Origin of the sequence: Pseudarthrobacter sp. NPDC092439 (assembly GCF_044754945.1) — a bacterium.
In the GTDB taxonomy this organism is placed as follows: Bacteria; Actinomycetota; Actinomycetes; order Actinomycetales; family Micrococcaceae; genus Arthrobacter.
This window is the reverse complement of record NZ_JBIVQB010000002.1, coordinates 631,885-650,796: the sequence shown is the minus strand read 5'-3', so window position 1 is coordinate 650,796 and position 18,912 is coordinate 631,885. Positions and strand designations below refer to the sequence as shown.

General features: G+C 66.7%; 16 protein-coding genes and 1 riboswitch. Of the genes, 7 read left to right on the top strand and 9 right to left on the bottom strand.

What is annotated here, in order from left to right; all coding sequences use genetic code 11:
- The first annotated feature begins 63 nt into the window (after positions 1-63).
- A complete protein-coding gene (locus ACIQCM_RS07860; RefSeq protein ID WP_400605352.1) occupies positions 64-2,649 on the top strand; it encodes an EAL domain-containing protein in 2,586 nt (861 codons plus the stop codon).
- Here the strand turns inward: ACIQCM_RS07860 and ACIQCM_RS07855 are convergent.
- From ACIQCM_RS07855 to ACIQCM_RS07845, 3 genes are read right to left on the bottom strand one after another with little or no spacing between them, the layout of a single operon-like run.
- Complete coding sequence (locus ACIQCM_RS07855) at positions 2,615-3,823, bottom strand: O-succinylhomoserine sulfhydrylase (RefSeq protein ID WP_400605350.1); 1,209 nt, start codon at positions 3,821-3,823, stop codon at positions 2,615-2,617. The two genes, ACIQCM_RS07860 and ACIQCM_RS07855, sit on opposite strands and share 35 nt — an antisense overlap.
- Positions 3,820-4,233 carry a rhodanese-like domain-containing protein gene (locus tag ACIQCM_RS07850; RefSeq protein WP_400605348.1) on the bottom strand — a complete coding sequence of 138 codons (414 nt, stop codon included), beginning with the start codon at positions 4,231-4,233 and terminating at the stop codon, positions 3,820-3,822. The genes ACIQCM_RS07855 and ACIQCM_RS07850 overlap by 4 nt, the downstream gene beginning before the upstream one ends.
- Positions 4,230-4,502 carry a DUF1737 domain-containing protein gene (locus ACIQCM_RS07845; RefSeq protein WP_400605346.1) on the bottom strand — a complete coding sequence of 91 codons (273 nt, stop codon included), beginning with the start codon at positions 4,500-4,502 and terminating at the stop codon, positions 4,230-4,232. Before ACIQCM_RS07845 ends, ACIQCM_RS07850 begins: the two co-directional genes overlap by 4 nt.
- Positions 4,503-4,515: 13 nt before the next feature.
- Positions 4,516-4,631: riboswitch (SAM riboswitch) on the bottom strand.
- Between the two features lie 238 nt (positions 4,632-4,869).
- On the opposite strand from ACIQCM_RS07845, the gene ACIQCM_RS07840 reads away from it, so the two are divergent.
- The 4 genes from ACIQCM_RS07840 to ACIQCM_RS07825 are packed head-to-tail and all read left to right on the top strand — an operon-like array spanning position 4,870 to position 11,313.
- Positions 4,870-5,898, top strand: coding sequence for an extracellular solute-binding protein (locus ACIQCM_RS07840; RefSeq protein WP_400605344.1), 1,029 nt, complete (start codon positions 4,870-4,872; stop codon positions 5,896-5,898).
- Positions 5,895-7,580 carry an ABC transporter permease gene (locus tag ACIQCM_RS07835; protein ID WP_400605342.1) on the top strand — a complete coding sequence of 562 codons (1,686 nt, stop codon included), beginning with the start codon at positions 5,895-5,897 and terminating at the stop codon, positions 7,578-7,580. Before ACIQCM_RS07840 ends, ACIQCM_RS07835 begins: the two co-directional genes overlap by 4 nt.
- Positions 7,577-8,722, top strand: a complete 1,146-nt coding sequence (locus ACIQCM_RS07830; RefSeq protein WP_400605340.1) for an ABC transporter ATP-binding protein — start codon at positions 7,577-7,579, stop codon at positions 8,720-8,722. Before ACIQCM_RS07835 ends, ACIQCM_RS07830 begins: the two co-directional genes overlap by 4 nt.
- 5 nt (positions 8,723-8,727) lie before the next feature.
- Entirely contained in the window at positions 8,728-11,313 is a 2,586-nt protein-coding gene (locus ACIQCM_RS07825; RefSeq protein WP_400605338.1) for an AMP-binding protein, read from the top strand.
- 26 nt (positions 11,314-11,339) lie between these two features.
- Here ACIQCM_RS07825 and ACIQCM_RS07820 read toward each other — a convergent pair whose 3' ends face one another.
- The gene (locus tag ACIQCM_RS07820) at positions 11,340-11,594 is read right to left on the bottom strand and encodes a hypothetical protein (RefSeq protein ID WP_400605336.1); all 255 of its coding nucleotides are present in this window, start codon (positions 11,592-11,594) and stop codon (positions 11,340-11,342) included.
- Between the two features lie 233 nt (positions 11,595-11,827).
- On the opposite strand from ACIQCM_RS07820, the gene ACIQCM_RS07815 reads away from it, so the two are divergent.
- A complete protein-coding gene (locus ACIQCM_RS07815) occupies positions 11,828-12,544 on the top strand; it encodes a TetR/AcrR family transcriptional regulator C-terminal domain-containing protein (RefSeq protein WP_400605334.1) in 717 nt (238 codons plus the stop codon).
- Between the two features lie 15 nt (positions 12,545-12,559).
- Here ACIQCM_RS07815 and ACIQCM_RS07810 read toward each other — a convergent pair whose 3' ends face one another.
- Together ACIQCM_RS07810 and ACIQCM_RS07805 are read right to left on the bottom strand one after the other, a co-directional pair.
- Positions 12,560-13,024 (bottom strand): pyridoxamine 5'-phosphate oxidase family protein, encoded by a 465-nt coding sequence (locus tag ACIQCM_RS07810; protein ID WP_400605332.1) that lies wholly within the window; start codon positions 13,022-13,024, stop codon positions 12,560-12,562.
- Between the two features lie 42 nt (positions 13,025-13,066).
- A complete protein-coding gene (locus ACIQCM_RS07805) occupies positions 13,067-13,996 on the bottom strand; it encodes an aminodeoxychorismate lyase (RefSeq protein WP_400605331.1) in 930 nt (309 codons plus the stop codon).
- A 132-nt stretch (positions 13,997-14,128) separates the two neighbouring features.
- Between ACIQCM_RS07805 and cls the strand changes: the two genes are divergently transcribed.
- A complete protein-coding gene (cls, locus tag ACIQCM_RS07800) occupies positions 14,129-15,568 on the top strand; it encodes a cardiolipin synthase (RefSeq protein ID WP_400605471.1) in 1,440 nt (479 codons plus the stop codon).
- Between the two features lie 14 nt (positions 15,569-15,582).
- Here the strand turns inward: cls and ACIQCM_RS07795 are convergent, their stop codons facing one another.
- From ACIQCM_RS07795 to ACIQCM_RS07785, 3 genes are read right to left on the bottom strand one after another with little or no spacing between them, the layout of a single operon-like run.
- Positions 15,583-17,688, bottom strand: a complete 2,106-nt coding sequence (locus ACIQCM_RS07795; protein ID WP_400605330.1) for a chorismate-binding protein — start codon at positions 17,686-17,688, stop codon at positions 15,583-15,585.
- Between the two features lie 16 nt (positions 17,689-17,704).
- Complete coding sequence (ykgO, locus tag ACIQCM_RS07790; protein WP_011693081.1) at positions 17,705-17,827, bottom strand: type B 50S ribosomal protein L36; 123 nt, start codon at positions 17,825-17,827, stop codon at positions 17,705-17,707.
- Positions 17,828-17,874: 47 nt separating this feature from the next.
- Positions 17,875-18,870, bottom strand: coding sequence for a GTP-binding protein (locus ACIQCM_RS07785; RefSeq protein ID WP_400605328.1), 996 nt, complete (start codon positions 18,868-18,870; stop codon positions 17,875-17,877).
- Positions 18,871-18,912: the final 42 nt, after the last annotated feature.

Below are 18,912 nucleotides of genomic sequence, written 5' to 3'. Positions count from 1 at the left end.
TGTCGGGGAGTTGCCGCTCGGGCCCCCTGTCGTGCCGTAGGCTGGGGTTCAAATGCTTGGGGGGTGCTCGCGGTTCGCAGGATCAGCAGGTGGCGGTTCAGGGGGAAAGTTGGCCGGAGGGCTTCAGTCGAGCGTGCCCTGGATGAGGCCCGGGAACGCTATAAATCCCTCTTCCAACACAATCCCCACGCCGTCTACTCATTCGACCTGTCAGGCAGGTTCCTCTCGGCCAACCCTGCGTGCGAACAACTGACGGGTTACACCGAGGCGGAGCTGCTGAAGTTGCAGTTCCACCAGCTTGTTGTCCCGGAGAAGATCGCCCGGACTGCCGCCGCGTTCAAGCGGGCAGCCGCCGGGGAACCCCAGCACTACGAGTCCACCCACCTGCACAGGGACGGCCACCGCGTTGATATCGCAGTGACGAACATGCCGATCATCATTGCCGGGGCCGTGGTGGGCGTGTACGGGGTTGCAGAGAACATCGGAGAGCGCCGCCAGGCGGAAGTAGCCCTGAGGGAAAGTGAACGATACTACCGCAAGATCCTGGAAGAGATCGCCGAAGGGTATTTCGAGACCGACCTGGCCGGCAACCTGACCTTTGCCAACAACGCACTCTGCGTACTCTTCGGCTGCTCCCGCGAGGAGGCCCTGACGCTGACCAACAAGGACTTTTCCGGGCCTGCCGAAGCCGCCAGGATAGCCCGGTATTTCAGGATGATACGTGCCGGCGAAACTCCGGATCCGGGCTTCGAGTGGACGTTGACCCGGAAAGACGGTGAACAGCGTGTTGTCTCCACCTCGGCCTCATTGATCCAGGACAGGAACGGAGAACCGGTCGGCTTTCGCGGCATCACCCGCGACGTCACCGAGCGCAGCAGGGCCCAGGAGGCGCTAAGGAGGAGCGAAGAGCGGTACCGCCTGGCCATGCGCGCCACCCAGGAGGTCCTCTGGGACACTGACCTGCAGACCGGGAGGACCGTGTGGCACGGCGCGGTCCGGTCCATGTTCGGGATCGTCGGCCAGACATTCGTTCACGCCGGGGAATGGTGGGAATCCAGGCTTCATCCGGAGGACAAGGAGCCCCTCCTGGATTCCCTGGCCAGCCTCTTTGGCTCTGACGGGGAAATGTGGAGCAGGGAGTACCGCTTCCGCCGGCAGGACGGCAGCTACATGGACGTCTTCGCCAGGGGCCATGTGGTCCGGAGCCAGCCCGGGCAGGCCATCCGCTTCGTGGGGTCGATGATGGATGTCAGTGCACAGAAACGCAGCGAGGCGGAGCTCGAACGGCTGGCCTTCATCGATCCGTTGACCGGCCTGGCCAACCGAAGCAGGCTGCTTGCGCACCTTGATCAGGTCCTTGCCGACGCGGACAGGACCGGAAGCGCCGTGGCGGTCTTTTTCCTGGACCTGGACCGGTTCAAGCTCATCAACGATGGAATGGGCCATGCTGCAGGTGACAGCCTGCTCGCCCAGTTCGGCGCACGGCTTTCGGGAGTCATCCGCGCCCAGGACGCCGCCTCGCGGTTCGCCGGGGACGAATTTGTGGTCGTCTGCAGCGATACGGATGAGGAAAATGCCAGGAAGATAGCGGACCGGATAGCGACAGCTGTCCAGGACCCCTTCAATATCCAGGGAAATGAGCTGTTTGTCTCCGTGAGCATCGGCGTCGTCCTCTCGGAGCCGGGGGATACGGCGGCCTCCCTCCTGCACCGCTCCGACGCTGCCATGTACCACTCGAAAGCCGACGGGAAAGGGGCCGCGTTCCTTTTTGACGAGAAGATGCAGCACAGGGCCCTTGAGGTCATCAACATCGAGTCGCAGCTTTCCCGGGCAATAGAACGGGACGAACTGGAACTGCACTACCAGCCGATCCTTGACCTGGAGGACTGCAGGCCGATCGGCCTTGAAGCCGTGGTGCGCTGGAACCGGCCCGGCGTGGGGATGGTGACCGCCGGGGAATTCATCCCCATCGCGGAAAAATCGGGGCTGATTCTTCGAATCGGCGCCTGGGTGCTGCGGGAGGCCCTGCAGCAGGCCCAAGTCTGGCGGCAGCGGCTCCTTGGGGCCGGCGACCTCGCCATAGGGGTGAATATCTCCGCCAGGCAGCTGCAGGACCCCTCAATCTTCGATGAGGTCCAGGACGCAATAGCCCGGGCCGGGATCCAGCCGGACGCCGTGGTGCTTGAAATCACCGAATCCGGACTGGTGGGTGACCTCGACGGCTCCATCCAGGTCCTGGAACGGCTCCGGAAACTGGGTGTGGGCATCGCCGTGGACGATTTCGGAACCGGATATTCCGCACTCAGCTACCTCAGCCGGATACCGGCCAACGTCATAAAAATCGACCGGTCTTTCATCAGCCCGCTGGGGCGGGAGGGCTCCGCGCGGGAACGCGGCCTGGTGGCCGCCATCATTTCCATGGCAGCGGCGCTCGACCTGGTGGTCGTGGCCGAAGGCGTGGAAACGGATAGGCAGGCGAGCGAGGTGGCAGGACTTAACGCGGGGCTCGGCCAGGGCTACCACTGGTGCCGGCCCCTTCCCGGCGCCGCGGTCGAGGACTGGCTGCGTGCCCAGTACGCCCGGGCGGCGGAGCCTTCCCAGGGCCGGGACTGCCTCAGATTTGCTTCAGGGCCTGTTCAAGGTCGCTGACGAGATCGTCCGGATCCTCGAGGCCAACTGACAGCCGGACAACGCCGTCGCTCAGCCCGATCGCCGCCCGCCCTTCCGGCCCCATCGCCCGGTGCGTGGTGGTGGCAGGATGCGTGATGAGCGACTTCGCATCGCCCAGGTTGTTGGAAATGTCGATGATGCGCAGCCCGTCCAGCAGGGCGAAAGCCGCGTCCTTGCCGGTCCGGCCGTCGGCCGCCGCCAGCTCAAACGTCAGCACCGTTCCCCCGGCACGCATCTGCCTGGCTGCCAGGTCGTACTGCGGATGGGACGCCAGCAGCGGATACTTCACCCACCGGACAGCAGGCTGTTCCTCCAGCCATTCGGCCAGGCGCAGGGCTGTGGAGGAAGAGTGGTTGACACGGAGCGCCATGGTTTCCAGGCCTTTGGTCAGCACCCAGGCGTTGAACGCGGACAGCGCCGGACCGGTGTGCCGCATCAGCTGCTTCACCGGGCCGTCGATGAACTCCCGGGTTCCCAGGATCGCTCCGCCCAGCACCCGGCCCTGCCCGTCGATGTGCTTGGTACCCGAGTAGACAATGACGTCGGCGCCCAGGTCGCCGCACCGCTGCAGCAGGGGAGTGGCAAAGACATTGTCGACGACGACGGCCGCCCCCGCAGCATGCGCCAGTTCACTGACCGCCGCGATGTCCACTATTTCCTGCATCGGATTGGAGGGGGATTCGAAGAAGACGGCGGTGGTGGGCCGGGACAGGGCGTCGCGCCACTGGTCCAGGTCCGGGCCGTCCACGAACACGGTCTCCACACCCCAGCGCGGCAGGATTTCGTTGAGGATGACGAAGCAGGACCCGAACAGCGAGCGGGCAGCCACCACGCGGTCCCCGGCCGCCAGTAGGGCGCCGAGGGCTGTGAACACCGCGGACATGCCGGACGCCGTCGCAAAGCACGCCTCGGTGCCTTCCAGTAGGCGCAGCCGTTCCTGGAAGGTGGCCACGGACGGGTTGCCGTAGCGGGAATACACGAACCGCTCGTCTTCGCCTGTGAACGCCCGCTCCGCGGCGGCAGCCGACTCGTAGACAAAGCCGGAGTTCAGGAAGACAGCTTCGGACGTTTCCTGGAAGTTGGTGCGGTCAAGGCCGCCGCGGACCGCCTGGGTATCTGGATTCCAGGCGGCGGCATCGGGGTTGAACGTCACTCGGCGATCCCCAGGTTGGTGGGCAGTCCGCTGTTCTTCCAGCCATTAACCGTCCGCTCACCGTGCCGGTCCGGGACGCCCTCGAAGCCCTCAAGGATGTTGTACGACGTGAAGCCGGCCTGCGTGGCAGCGATGGCGGCGGAGATTGAGCGCTGGCCGGAGCGGCACAGGAACAGCAGTTCCGCGTTGGAATCCTCTGGTGCCTGGCTCCGGAGGTCCTTGATGAAGTCAGGGTTGGGGATTCCGCCGGGAAAAGTCCACTGGATAAAGAGCGGGTCGTTGTCCGTGGCGTTGGTGTCAGGGATGCCGATATGCGCCCATTCGCCCTCCGTGCGCACATCCACCAGGATGGCGCCCTGCTCCAGCTTGGCCCAGGCCTCCTGCGGGGTGAGGTCGCCCGCGTAGCTCACGCGTGGCCCTCGCCGTCGAACTCGAGGTCCGGCGATTCCAGGTCCTCGACTGCGGTGGCAACGGCCGCATCGGCAGATGCGATGGCGGCCGGCAGGATAAGGGCCTGCGCCACGATGACTCCGGTGCCGTTGAACGTGGCCGCGGGGCTGCCGTGCAGGACGTAGCCCTCGGCCAGGGCGGCGGAAATGCGCTCACAGAAGGCGCGGTCATCAGGGCCCGTGATCAGGCGGTAAGACAACTTTTCTTCAGGGGCGGATGCGTCAGACACGACAGAACTCCTTCTCTCACGCTTGCAGCTCGAATGGGTCGATATGCCGAGTATTCACCTGAGGCACCCCGCCGCGAAAGGGAGGGTTGCCGACCGGCCAGTCAGGGCTTGGCGCCGATTCTCATTACTCTCCCAAAACGTAACATCCGGCGCCCATGCCCGCACCGCCGTCGTCGTCATGTTCCGTAATCGAACTGAGCGCGTTCAGGGGCGCCCACCGGCGATGGCGTGCGTACGGCGTGGCGGCGGCGCTGGCGTGACGTATCCCATATACTTCTGCCGCCGCGGCCTCTGGTAAGGTAACGCTAACCTTCCTTTTGTGTCAGTTTCGCGCGGCCCCGGCCGTTTCTTCCAGGAGTGCCTCCTCATGCATCGACCCAAGCTTCTCGCTGCCTGCGCCGCCTTCGCGGTGTCCGCCCTCGCCTTGAGCGGCTGCGGCGTGCTGGGGATCGGCAAGGCGCCGGCGGACCTGCAGATCTATTCGGCCCGGCACTACGACCTTGAAGGTGCCTTCGGCGAGTTCACCAAGGAAACCGGCATCTCCGTCGAATTCATCACCGGCGATGACGCGGAGCTCCTGGAGCGGCTCAAGGCAGAAGGAAAAGACACCCCCGCCGACATCTTCATGACGGTCGACGCGGGCAACCTCTGGAACGCTGGGCGGCAGGATGTGCTGGCAAGCGTTAATTCCGCTGCCCTCGAACAGGCGGTCCCGTCGGACCTGCGTGACCCCGACGGGAAGTGGTTCGGGCTGGCGATGCGTGCCCGCACCATTACCTATAACCCGGACAAGGTGGATCCAGCTGAATTTGACGCCAAGGACACGTACGCGGGCCTTGCGGACCCCAAGTGGAAGGGCCGCCTCTGCATGCGCGACGCGACCTCTTCCTACACCCAGTCATTGGTGGCCGGTCTGATCGGCCTCCACGGTAAGGAGAAGGCCCTTGGGATCGTCAAGGGCTGGGTTGCAAACGACGTGGACATCATGAGCAATGACGTCCTGCTGCTCGAGGCGATTGACGCCGGCGCCTGCGACGTGGGCATCAACAACCACTACTACCTGGCGCGCAAGCTGGAGTCGGACCCGGATTTCGGCGTTGACCTGTTCTGGGCCAGCCAGGGCGGTGCCGGTACGCACGTGAACATCTCAGGCGCGGGCGTGGCCGCAAACTCCGACAACGCGGCCGAGGCCCAGCAGCTCATCGAATGGCTGGCCACAAAGGGACAGAACGCCTTCGTGGACGCAAACCACGAGTTCCCGGTCAATCCGTCTGCCAAGCCCGAGCCGCTGATCGCCGGCTTCGGAGACTTCAAGCGCATGCCGCTGAACGCCGAAGCCTACGGCGACCTGAACGCGGAGGCTACCGAGCTGCTTGCCGAGGCAGGATATAAGTGAGTGGACCGGCTGTCCTGACCGCATCCGCAGCGCCGGCCCGGCGGCGGATGCTGGCAGGAAACGGGCGGCCGCTCTGGTCTGCGCTGGTCCTGCTTGTGGCCGTCCTGGTGGCTACGCCTGTTGTTGCCGTCCTGGTGGACGGACTGGGTACGCTGGGCAGCGGCACCGTGCCCCGCGACCTCGGTGCAATGGTGCTCACCACCGTGCTGCTGATGGCCGGCGTCGGTGCCGGAACGCTGCTGGTGGGCGGCGGACTCGCCTGGCTGGTCACCGCCTACACCTTTCCGCTCCGCAACGTCCTTTCGTGGGCGCTGGTGCTGCCCCTTGCCATGCCCGCCTACATACTGGGCTTCGTCTTCCTGTCCACCTTCGACGTCGGCGGCCCGGTACAGGCCATGCTGCGCTCCATCTTCGGGCCGGGGGCCTGGCTCCCTGAGGTGCGCTCCCTGCCCGGAGCGGTCCTGGTCATGTCGCTGACCCTGTACCCGTACGTCTACCTCCTGGCCAGGACGGCGTTCAGCGAGCAGGGCGCTGCGACGTATGACGCCGCCCGCACCCTGGGCGCCAGTCGTGGCCGGACGCTGTGGCGCGTCCTGGCGCCTCTCGCCCGGCCGTCCCTGGCCGCGGCCCTGGCCCTGGTGATGATGGAGACCCTCACGGACTTTGCCACCGTCCAGTACTTCAACGTCCAAACGGTGTCCGTCGGGGTGTACCTCGTGTGGAAGGGGAGCTTCGATTTCCACGCGGCCACGCAGCTCTCCGTCCTGGTCCTCCTCTTTGCGGTTGCCGTGCTCGCCGCAGAGCGCCTGTTCCGCGGGCGGTCCCGGTTCCATCAGAAAGCCGGCCGGGGAGAAGGGCTGCAGCCGCAGAAACTGTCCGGCTGGGCCGGCTGGGCCGCGATGTTCGCCGGCCTGGCTGTGCTCTCCGCAGGTTTCCTTCTCCCGCTTGCCAGGCTGGCCGCCTGGGCTGTTGGCGAGGCCGTGCCCGCCACGGGACCGGTGCTTGACCCCCGCTTCCCGGGCTACCTGCTGAACAGCGTGGTGGTCGCGGGGATCGCCGCCCTGACATGCGCTGCACTTGCCCTCGCGATCGGCCACAGCGTGCGCCTGGGCGGCGGGCCGGTGGTGGTCTCTGCCGCGCAGGCCACCACATTCGGCTACGCCGTTCCTGGCGCCGTGATCGGCATCGGCGTGCTCATTGCCTTCGCCAACCTCGACGGGTTCCTGGAAGGTGCCGGTGTGCCGGGCGGTACCGGACTCCTGGTGACCGGCTCGGTGGCCGGCATCCTCGCCGCCTACGTGGTGCGCTTCCTGGGACCCGCCTACCAGGCCGTGGACGCAAGCTTTGCCAAGATCTCACCCGCGCTGACGGCGTCCGCATTGAGCCTCGGCGCCTCGCCGGGGCGGCTCCTGGCGCGGGTGCACCTGCCGCTGGCCCGACGCGGAGCGGCCGTGGCCGCAGCTCTCGTAGCCATCGATGCGGTCAAGGAGCTGCCAATAGTCCTGCTCCTGCGTCCATTCGGATTCACCACCGTTTCGGTCTGGGTATATGAGCTTGCCCGCGAGAACTTTTGGGAAAAGGCGGCGCTGCCTGCGCTGGGGATCGTCGCAGTCGCCATTATTCCGGTGTACTTCCTTTTCCGGCGCACAGCCGGCCTCCGCGACCGGACGGTGGCACCATGAGCAGTTCCCCGACCCACGGAACGCCCTCCCTGGAGCTTGCGGGCGTCAGCATGAGCTACGGCAAGGTCGCAGCGGCGGCATCCATCGACCTCACGGTGGCGCCCGGCGAACTGGTCACCGTCATCGGACCTTCAGGGTGCGGCAAATCGACGATGCTTCGCCTTATCGCCGGGCTGGAGCGGCCCGACGCAGGAACCATCACCATTGCCGGCGAGACGGTCGCTGACCGGCGCCGGTTCCTGGAGCCGGAGCGCCGCCGCGTAGGCCTTGTGTTCCAGGAACACGCGCTCTTCCCCAACATGACCGTGGCCAGGAACGTCGCCTTCGGGCTGAACCGGCTGCCGGCCACGGAGCGCCGGAAAAGGGTTGCCGAGGTCCTGGAAATCGTCCGGCTCGGGCACCTGGCCAGCCGCTACCCCCACGAGCTCTCCGGCGGAGAGCAACAGCGTGTGGCGCTGGCGCGTGCACTGGCGCCCCGCCCCGCCGTCGTCCTTTTGGATGAACCGTTCTCCAGCCTGGACGAAACCCTCCGCGGCCGGGTGCGTGCGGACATCGTTGCCGCGCTGCAGGAAAGCGGAACCACGGGCCTGTTCGTCACGCACGACCAGACCGAGGCGCTCTCCGTGGGGCAGCGCGTGGTGGTGATGCGCGCGGGTGCCATCGAACAAAGCGACATCCCGGAGAAGGTCTTTGAACAGCCGGCGACGCGCTTCGTGGCCTCGTTCATGGGCGACGCCGACTTCCTTCCCGCGCATGTCCACAATGCGCTGCTGACATGCGAGATCGGGGTCGTGTCGACGGTTCCCGGCTGGGGCGGGTGCGATGTGGACGTCGACGTGGTGCTCCGTCCCCACGAGGTGGCGCTGGGCCTGGATCCGGCCGGTACCGCCGAGGTGGTATCGCTGGAGTACCGGGGGGCGTTTGTCCTCCACCACGTCCGCCTGGCCTCCGGCCGCACCCTCCGCTCCTGGCAGCCGCACCAGGTGCGCCACGCCCCGGGCACCCGGGTCCACGTTTCCGTCACTGCGGGAACGACGCCGACCCTTCTGGTTGGCGACCACGCGGTCACCGGCCCGCCGGCCGGCTCAGCGCGCTCCACGCAACGCCTGGCGGCGCCTTCCCCCGCCACAACCTTGAGGTAATTTCCGTGACCATCGCACCACCCAGCAGGCTCCTTGAGACGGCGGCGCCCGCCGTGCCATTTGCGGCGCAACTTGCCCGGTTCGGGGACCGCCCCGCGGTGGTCGCCGGGCCGGACACGCTCAGCTACACGCAGCTGGCGGTGCGGGTGCACGAGGCGGCGGAACGGCTTGGATCGGCACGGCGGCTGGTGCTGCTGGCGGCAACCAACGGCATCGATTCCCTGGTGGCGTACCTGGCCGCGCTGTCCGCCGGGCACCCCTTGGTGCTGGTGCCCGGCGACAATCCGGCAGCCGTGGAATCCATCAGGACAGCATTCGACCCGGACGTGATCATGGTCGACGGCGCCGGCGACGGGGCGCCGCGCATCGCGGAGGTCCGTCCGGAGACCCGGCACGTGCTCCACCCGGACCTTGCCCTGATGCTGAGCACTTCCGGGTCCACCGGCTCTCCCAAGCTGGTCCGGCTCTCGCACCGCAACGTCCAGGCAAATGCCGAGGCCATCAGCGAATACCTCCGGCTCAGCTCCGACGACCGTGCCGCGACCACGCTGCCCATGTCCTACTGCTATGGCCTCTCGGTGATCAACAGCCACCTGGCGGTTGGTGCTTCCCTGGCGCTGACCGATCTTTCCGTGGTGGATCCGTGCTTCTGGGAACTTTTCCGCCGTGCCGAAGCCACGGCGTTCGCTGCCGTACCGTACACGTTCGAGCTCCTGGAGCGGATCGGGTTCCAGGACCTGGACCTTCCGCATCTCCGCTACGTCACCCAGGCCGGCGGAAGGCTTTCCCCTGAGCTGGTGCAGCGCTACGCCGGGCTCGGCCAGGAACGGGGCTGGGAGCTTTTCGTCATGTACGGCCAGACAGAAGCAACCGCACGGATGGCCTATCTGCCCCCGGAGCTCGCGGCGAAAAGCCCGGCGCGCATCGGAGTGCCGATTCCCGGCGGAAGCTTCCGCATCGATCCCGTGGACGGGCTCGAGGACGGGGAACTCGTCTACACCGGCCCCAACGTGATGCTGGGATATGCCGAGTCGTCCGCGGACCTGGCCGAAGGGCGGACGATCACCGAACTGCGCACCGGCGACCTGGGCCGACGGCACCCGGATGGACTTTACGAAGTAACGGGGCGGCGCAGCCGGTTCCTCAAGATCGCCGGCCTGCGGATCGACCTCGGCCGGGTGGAACAGATCCTGGCGGAGCTGGGCGTGCAGGCCACGAGCGCCGGCACCGACGGACACCTGGTGGTGGCACTGCAAGGCAGCCACGACCCGGATCTGCTGCGGAAACTGCTCGCCGGAAGCCTGGGCATTCCGCGCGTGGCCATACAGATGTTCTCCGTCGAGGAACTGCCGCGGCTGGCAAGCGGCAAGCCGGACTACCAGGCTGTGCTTGCCCTTGCCGCCCCGATCCCGGCAAAGGAGGAGCGTCCCGCCAAAGCGGAGGGTCCGCAGGATGTGCGCAGGATCATGGCCGAGCAGCTGGAACTCGACACTGTGGACGGGGACAGCACTTTTGTCTCCCTGGGCGGTGATTCCCTGTCCTACGTGGCAACCTCTGTGCGGCTGGAAAAGGCGCTGGGCATCCTTCCGTCAGACTGGCACCTCAGGACTGTCGCCGAGCTGGAACAAGTGTCAGCGCCTGCCAGAAGGCGCAGGAAGCTGACCGCACGCATCGAGTCCAGCATCGTGCTGCGCGCGGTGGCCATCATCCTCATCATCAGCACCCACATCGGACTGTTCCACTGGGAGGGCACGGCCCATGTGCTTCTGGCCGTGGCGGGCTACAACTTTGCACGTTTCCAGCTCGGGGGCGAGCGGGCCCGGCGGCTCCGCCGGCAGACCGCGAGCCTGGCCCGGATCGTGGTACCCAGCATGGCGTTCATCGCCTTCGCCTATGTGGTCACCGACCACTACAGCGTGGCGAATATCCTCCTGCTCAACGCACTGATCGGGCCGCAGGAGGTGACCACCGAGTGGCACTTCTGGTTTGTGGAGGTGCTGACGTACCTGCTTGTCTGCATGACTGCGCTGCTGGCCGTCCCCGCTGTGAGCCGCCTGGAACGGCGGTTCCCGCTGGCATTCCCGCTTGGCCTGACAGCAGTGGGGCTGCTGGGCAGGTTTGAAATCGTTGACCTGGGCGTGCCGAACACCGGACCGGCGCTGTGGCTGTTTGCACTGGGGTGGACCGTCGCCCGGGCGCGGACGGCCCGGCACTGCCTGCTGGCCTCAGCCATTGCGCTGCTGTGCGTTCCGGGATTTTTCTTCAACGACCTGCTGCGTGAGGGCACGCTCCTTGCCGGAATCCTGGTGCTCATCTGGGTGCGGACACTGCCGGTCCCGAAGGGCCTGCAGAAGGTGACAGTACTCTTGGCCAGCGCCTCACTGTACATCTACCTCACCCATTGGCTGGTCTTTCCCCACTTCGTTGCCCTGCACCCGGGCATTGCCGTTGTGGCGTCCCTGGCTGCCGGCGTCGGATATTGGGCGCTGGTCAACGGAGCGCTGGTACTGAAGCGGCGCCGCACGCCGGCACGCCGCGGAAGCCTGGCCGGCGGTGCAGGGGCCCGGCAGGAAGGGCCGGGCCACTCCTAGACCAGGTCCTGCCGGGCCGGCCTCCCTTAGACCAGGCCCGGGGAGCTCGCCAGGATGTAATCCGCTGCGGCGGGACCCTTCATGCTCAGGCCAGGCTGGTCTGGATTAATGCGCTGCTTCATGGCGGCCCAAAAGGTGGCCTCCGGCCGGGGCGCCTTCTGGTTGATAAAGCACCAGCTGGTGTACAGCCCGTAGAGACGGTCACAGTCCAGGGCGGACTCTGATGCGGGGTCAAGGTGGGTGGCTTCCCGGAGGAAGAGGTCGAACTGCGAATGTGCCATGACGGCTTCCCATCGCTAAGTGCTCGGCGCCGCCGTTCGGCTACAGCGGCGAACTCCCATGCCATGCACAAGTGCGTGGGAGTGTTGGGCGGCGCCACCGCGAAAAAGATGGACCGCTAAGCGATAGTTCGCTTGTCTACGATGTAGACTTTACCTGTAGACCAACTAAATAGGCAAGCGTCTGGACTATTAACCCAGCGGCGCCCAGCCGAACCAATTGGACGGAACAGCCGATGGCATCCCCCAAAAGCCCGGTCGCGCGGACGCGCACCGGCAAAGCACCACTGACAAGAGAACTGGTCCTCAGCAGGGCGCTGGAAATTGTAGATTCGGAAGGCCTCGAGGCCCTCACCATGCGGCGCCTGGGCCAGGCCCTGGACCGTGACCCCATGAGCCTGTACCGCCACGCTGAAAATCGGGCGGCCCTGCTTGACGGTGTCTCGGAGCTTGTATTGAACGAGCTCTCGATCCATCCCGAGGATCCGGACTGGAAGGCTCAACTGCGGCATATCGCGCATGGTTTGCGGGCCTTGGCGCTGCAGCATCCCAACGTGGTCCCGCTCCTGGTGACCAGGCCGCTGTCCACACCGCTGGGCCTGCGGCCGCTGGGAACCCTGCGCCCGCTTGAGCAGATCCTCTCCCTGCTGGTGGGAGCCGGGTTCGCGCCGGACGACGCCCTCCACGTCTACCGCGCCTACTACGGCTTCCTGTACGGCCACATCCTGAACGAACTGCAGGAGTTCGTGGTGGACCCGGAGGAGAATGAAGTCCTACTGAGGCTGGGGCTGCACCGGCTGCCGGCCAAGGAGTTTCCCCGTCTGCGCGCACTGGCGCCGGCACTGGCGGACTACGACGGCGCCGCGGAGCTTGACCAGGGCCTGACCATCCTGCTGTCGGGGCTTGAAGCACACCTGTCCCGGCAGGAGGAGGGCGCGGTTCCCGCTTCCTGAGTTTGTGGACGCCGGTTATTCGAACGAGGCCCTGCGGGGGTCCGACGCCCGGGTGTTCCAGACGTCCGGACGGGTGACTTTGAAGCGCCGGCCCGTAAGGGCGCGGGCGGTGAGCTGGACGTAGTGGTCCTTCTCGCCCGGCTGCCACGGCTCCAGCCGTTCGGCGTCCACCGCGTCCTTTTCCACCTGATCCTGCATCAGCGCAGTCTCACCCCGGGCCACCACGCTCCACGCCGTCTCTGACTGCGGGTCGTAGCCGTCGATCTCCAGGGCGGCGGGACGCTCCGTCATGGCGCTCCAGAGCTTAGTGCCGCCGGCGGTCCGGAACACGATGGTCCGGCGGTGGAGCACGTAGTTCACGGGAAAGATCTCCGGATGGCCGTCCACCACAATGGCGATCCGGCCCACGGTGTCATTGGCCAGGAGGTCCCAGCACTCGTCGAACGTCAGCTGGTCGGTCCGGGGCGCGTCAGCGTTCATGGTCCCACCATACGGGCACCTGGCCCTGCCCGGAACGGGTTTCTAATCAATCCCCGCAAACAGGGTGCTCAGCTCCGCCGTCAGTTCTTTCTGGAGGGCGGGGGTACCGATTTCCTTTCCGTCGATCCTGTTGACCGGCGCCAGGAGCCGCACGCTGGAGATCAGCCATACCGCGTCCGCATCCAAGAGGTCCCGGGGCTCCAGCGGGCCATAGCCCAGCTCCCAGCCCGCAGCCCTGGCGGCGCCGAAGAGGGCGCCCTGTGAGGTGCCGGCGAGAATGCCGCTGTCCAGCTGCGGGGTCACCAGCCGCTTGACCTGCGTGCCGTCGTCGGACTTTTCCACATGCGCCAAAAGCACCGTGGACGTCGGGCCCTCCAGCACGCGACCATCGGAGGAGACGAAGATGACATCGTCCGCGCCCTGCGTGCGTGCATACCGGAGGGCGGCCATATTGACTGCATAGGAGAGGGTTTTGGCACCAAGGAGCAGCCACGGGGCACGCTCGCCCACCTCGCTGTCGTAGCCCCGGTCCAGGAGGATCACGTCAAGGCCGGTCTCGCGCTGGCGGCGGCCCACGCTGCCGGCGGCGGAGACCTGGACCCAGGCCGTGGGGGTGTCGCTGCCTTCCACGCCGCGGGTGACCACCAGCTTCACCACCCGTTCGTCCCCCGCTGCGTCTGTGGCGGGGTACTGCCCCAGGTGCTCCGAAAGGGCCGTGTCGATTGCTCTCCGCCACGCAGCCTGGTCCGGGATGACAAGGTCCAGGGCGGCCGCGGAGCCGCCCAGCCGGTTCAGGTGCGCCTGCATTTTCCGGACTGAACCGTCCACAGCCAGCATGGTCTCGAAGATGCCGTCGCCGCGGGTGGCACCTTGGTCGGTGACCATCAGTTGCGGCTTCGCAGCGTCGGCCAGCCGGCCGTTCGGGAAGGAAGGGTCAAGGAAGACGAGAACCACGGGAACTGGAGAGGTCATGGCTCCAGCTTAGTGCGGCGCCGCCCGGATAAGCTGGGCGCAGCGCCCCGGCAGGAAGCAGTCCGCCGGGAGCTCGTGTCCCCGGGGGTTGTTCGCTTGTTGTGGCCGTTTTCGCTTTCCGGCACCGCGCCGATGTGGGTTGTGGTGATCCTTGCCGCCGCCGACCTGCTGATCAGGGTACTCGCCGTGGGAATCATCCCCGGCAACCGGCGTCCCACCACGGCCATGGCCTGGCTGCTGGGCATCTTCTTCGTGCCGTTCGTGGGCCTCGTCCTGTTCCTGCTGTTCGGCAATTTCCGGCTCTCAAGCCGCCGCCGGCAGCAGCAACAGCAGGTCAATGACAGGGTCCGGGCGGGAATTTCCGCGCTCGCAGACGCGGAGAGCGATTACCCGGGCCCCGAATGGGTGAAATCAGCCGCCGAGCTCAACCGCCGGCTGGGCTCGCTTCCCATGGTGGACGGGAACTCCGTGGACCTGATCCCGGGCTACCCGGACTCAATCCTGGCCATGACCGAGGCCGTGCGCAAGGCGAAGACATTCGTCAACGCGGAGTTCTACATCATGAGCACGGACCACGTGACCAACGAGCTCCTCACGGCACTGGAGGAAGCTGCCGAGCGCGGCGTGGAAGTCCGGGTGCTGTTTGACCACATCGGCACCCTGCGCGTGAAGGGCTACCGCAAACTCCTCAAGAGGCTGCGGGCCGGCAAGATCCAGTGGAAACGGATGCTTCCCCTGCTGCCGATCCATGGCCAGTGGCGCCGGCCGGACCTAAGGAACCACCGCAAGATCATGGTGGTGGACGGAGAGATAGCCTTCACGGGGTCCCAGAACCTGATCGAGCCCTCGTACAACAACCCGCGGCACCGGAAGGCCGGGCGCGAATGGGTTGAGCTGATGGCGTGCCTGCGCGGACCCATCGTCACCACCCTCAACGTCGTGTTCGCAACGGACTGGCTGAGCGAGACAGACGAGTCCCTCGAGCATCAGCTGCAGCTTCCTGCGAATCCCGAGCCCGGTCACGTCACAGCCCAGGTGGTTCCCAGCGGTCCCGGATTCATCACGGAAAACAACCTGCGCCTCTTCAACACCTTGATTTATTCCGCCCAGCACAGGATTTCCATCTGCAGCCCGTACTTCGTGCCGGACGACTCCCTGCTTTACGCCATTACCACCGCTGCCCAGCGGGGTGTGGACGTTGAGCTGTTCGTCTCCGAAAAGGGCGACCAGTTCCTGGTGCACCACGCCCAGCGCTCATACTACGAAGCGCTGCTGGAGGCGGGCGTCCGGATTTACCTCTACAAGGCGCCGTTCGTGCTGCACGCCAAGCATTTCACCATCGACGACGAGGTGGCAGTTCTCGGATCCAGCAACATGGACATGCGTTCCTTCTCGCTGAACCTTGAGGTCTCGGTGATGCTGCTGGGGGAGAAGATCGTCAATGAAATGCGGGCCGTGGAGGATACGTACCGGGACATCTCGCACGAACTCAAGCTGGCCGACTGGCTCAACCGGCCCCTGGCGGCACGGTACGTAGACAACGTGGCCCGCCTCACCGCAACGGTCCAGTAGGCGGCGGGCCCGCGTCAGGCTCCCGGGAAGACCGAGCCCAGGGTGGAGAGGACCCCGTAGGCCTTGGTGCGGATTTCGTCGTATTCCTCGTCGGGAATGGAATCGGCCGTGATGGCGCCGCCGACGCCGAGGGACAGTTCGGCAGCCCGGCCCTCATCCCGGTGGGTGACCACCAGGGTGCGAATGGCGACGGCGAGGTCCGTGGCGCCGTTCAACGAAAAGTAGCCGATCGCGCCTGAATATATTCCGCGCGGGCCATCCTCCAGGCCGTCCAGGATCGCCATGGTGCTGATCTTGGGCGCCCCGGTCATGGAACCGGCAGGGAAGCAGGCGGCCACGGCCTCGGCCCGCGACGCCCCGGGCATCAGCCGGGCGTCGATGGTGCTGACCATTTGGTGCACGGTGGCGTAGCTTTCGATCGCGCACAGCCGGCTCACCGTCACGGTCCCCGGCACTGCAAAGTGGCTAAGGTCGTTGCGCAGCAGGTCAACGATCATGATGTTCTCCGCCCGGTCCTTCAACGACGACGCCAGATCGTTGCGCAGCAGGGCGTCCTCGGCCGGGGCGGCGGCCCGGCGGCGGGTGCCCTTGATCGGCTCGGCCCGCATCCCGCCGTTGGCCGCGATCTTCAGGAACCGCTCGGGTGATGTGCTGGCAACGGTCACGCTTCCCAGCCGCAGGTAACTGGCGAAGGGGGCCGGATTCCGCCGGCGGAGGGCCAGGTAGGTTGCCCAGGCGTCGAATTCGTCCGCCGCTACCGTGGCGGCCAGCGTGGTGGTCAGGCAAACCTCGTAGGAGTTGCCCTCCGCGATCTGCTCCTGCGCCGCCGCGATCTTCCGCCGGTATTCAGCGCCGCTGTCACGGCTGTGGAATACGGGGGCAGGACGGACGACGGCGGTGCCGGCGCCGGCTTCCGGAGGCCGGCCGCCGTGTGCTGCGGCAGCTTCCACGGCAGCCCTGGCCTCGGCGAACCAGGCGTCAGCCCCAGGCTCGTCCAGCGCGAGCAGCCAGACAGTGCCCTCTTCATGGTCCAGGACCACTGCCCGTCCGGCGAAGATCAGGGCCGCGTCCGGGGTGGGCGAGTCCACGTCAGCGCCGCCGGTTTCCCGTTTCAGCTCATATCCCAGATAGCCTAGCCAGCCCAGAGTGAACCCGCACGGATATTCCCGGGGAACCGTCACCGGGCCGGCGCCCCAGACCGTGTGGAGCCAGCGGAAGAACGGGCCGGCCACGCGGGCTGTGACGGAACCGGCACTTAGCCGGGCGACCCCGGAACTGTGGGTGACCGACTGGCCGGACGCACCGCCGTCGTCCGCCATGATGCTGAAGCGGCTGCGCCCGTTGGAGTGCTCTTCTCCCCCTCTGGCAGCGGACTCCCCCTTGCCTTCGGCGGGGACTTGTCCGTGCCGGGGGGAGTTCTGCGAGCTGTCCAGCCATACGGCCCTTGGCGAGCCGCCATACAGGGCGTGGAACAGGGCGGGCGCGTCCGGCCGGAACTCGAGCCGTTCAGTCCGGAGGGTGTAGGCCTGGCGGGCCGCCACTTCGGGTGCGAGCACGGCGGACAGCGCCGGAAGGTGCGGGAGGAGGTGCAGTACGTCGGCGGGAGCCTTGCCGTCCGCCAGGTTCCGGACCTGTAGGTCGGCATGGTCCGGAACGGGGTCGGCGGCCAGCCACGCAGACTCCTGGGCCGCCCACTGGTCCCAGAAGGGTTCATACGTGCTGCCGTCGCGGTCCAGGGCGCGGGTGCGGCGGACGTCCGCCGGTGAATCGGCCCAGATGACCGCGCCCAGGAAGGGGCGGGCTGCGGCGGACGCGGCCCCCACCCCCTCCACGATGACGATCTCGGCGGGAAGCGTGACCCGGGCGGCGCCGTCGTAATGGTTCTCCCAGTCCCAGCTGGTCCAGGTAGCGGCCTCGCCCCTGCTCAACGGCGCGAGCACGGTGGCCACGTACCGCTCGATGCCGGCGGCCAGGCCGTTCCAGCCGGGATAGATGTCCTCCAGGTGGAACAGCGAGACCTTGTGATGGGCGCGCAGCCGGGCCGCAAGCTCGACGGCGAGGGTGGTCTTCCCTGCGCCCGAACGCCCGTCGATGGCAATGATGACGGGGGCTGGGCTCATGGATTAGAGCGTACCGCTATCCTTGGCGGGCTTTCATCCGGGGGTTCTTCTTGTTGATGACGAACGTGCGCCCGCGCCGGCGGACGATCTGGGCACCTGGGATCTTCTTCAGCGCCCGCAGTGAATTCCTGACCTTCATGATTTCTCCTCGTGTTGGGTGTTGTTGCGTTATGTTCCTTGTGGCGTTCAGCCGGCAGCAGCCAGGCCGAACGGGTCCTGCAGCTCCAGTCCTGCGGCCAGTTCCTCGTCCGTCAGCTGGCAGTGCAGCAGGAGTTCCGCGAGCTCCGCCGGATCAAGGTCCTCACCCGTTGCTTCGATGACGGTGCCGGCGTCGAGCCTGCCCTTGTCGGGGACGACGGTTCCAACGTTTTCCAGCCACACGCGCGGGCCAATGCCCTGGATGGCAATCCGGCACTCCGGCGCCGATGCCACCCACAGATGCCCGCGAAGCACGCAACAGCCCTCGGCCAGCGTGCCCAGGGCGAGGCGGAACCGGCCCGGATGGAGCGGCCGCTCCAGTGACTGCCGGATTGTGGTGAACGGCGATGGCATGGCGGGGGGCTTGTCCGGATCCGGGGCTATGCGGGTGTGCGGCGCGAGCTCGCGGATCAGGTGCAGGCCCCGGTCGCGGCCCGCTGGATGCGCCGGCACGATATCCGGTTCGGCCAGCAGGACGGTGTCGGCGGACTCGAGTTCACCGACGAGGAATTCGCCGGGCGTGCGTTCGTCGTCCGCCACCGGCGTGAACCCGGATTCGTAGAGGGTGTGCGAATCCCAGATGTGGTCCTCCAGGGCGTCGGGCGCGCAGGCGAGCATTCTCTCGTGGCTGTGGACCTGCCCCGGCCCCGGAGGCCGGTCGAGGCCACGCTTCAGGGCGGTGACGGCCACCGTTGCCGGAACAGCGGGGGGCAGGCCGATGATGATGGGGCCGGCGGTCCCGGCAGACAGGCGTTCGACGGCGGGTACCAGGTCCAGGCGGACAGCGCAGCTAAGGCAGCCGTGCTCGAGCAGGGTCTCTTCCCGCTCAACGAGTCCCTCACCGCCGAAGACGCGGCGGATGACAACCCCGTTTTCAAGGAGATCGTGCAGCACCACCAAGGATTCGGGGTGCGTTGCGGCCAGGTCTTCACAGGCCTGCTGGCGGCAAAGGGCGTCCAGGGAACTGACGACGATGAGGTGCATGCACCACAGAGTAGTTGAGAATGATTCTCAACTACAAATCGT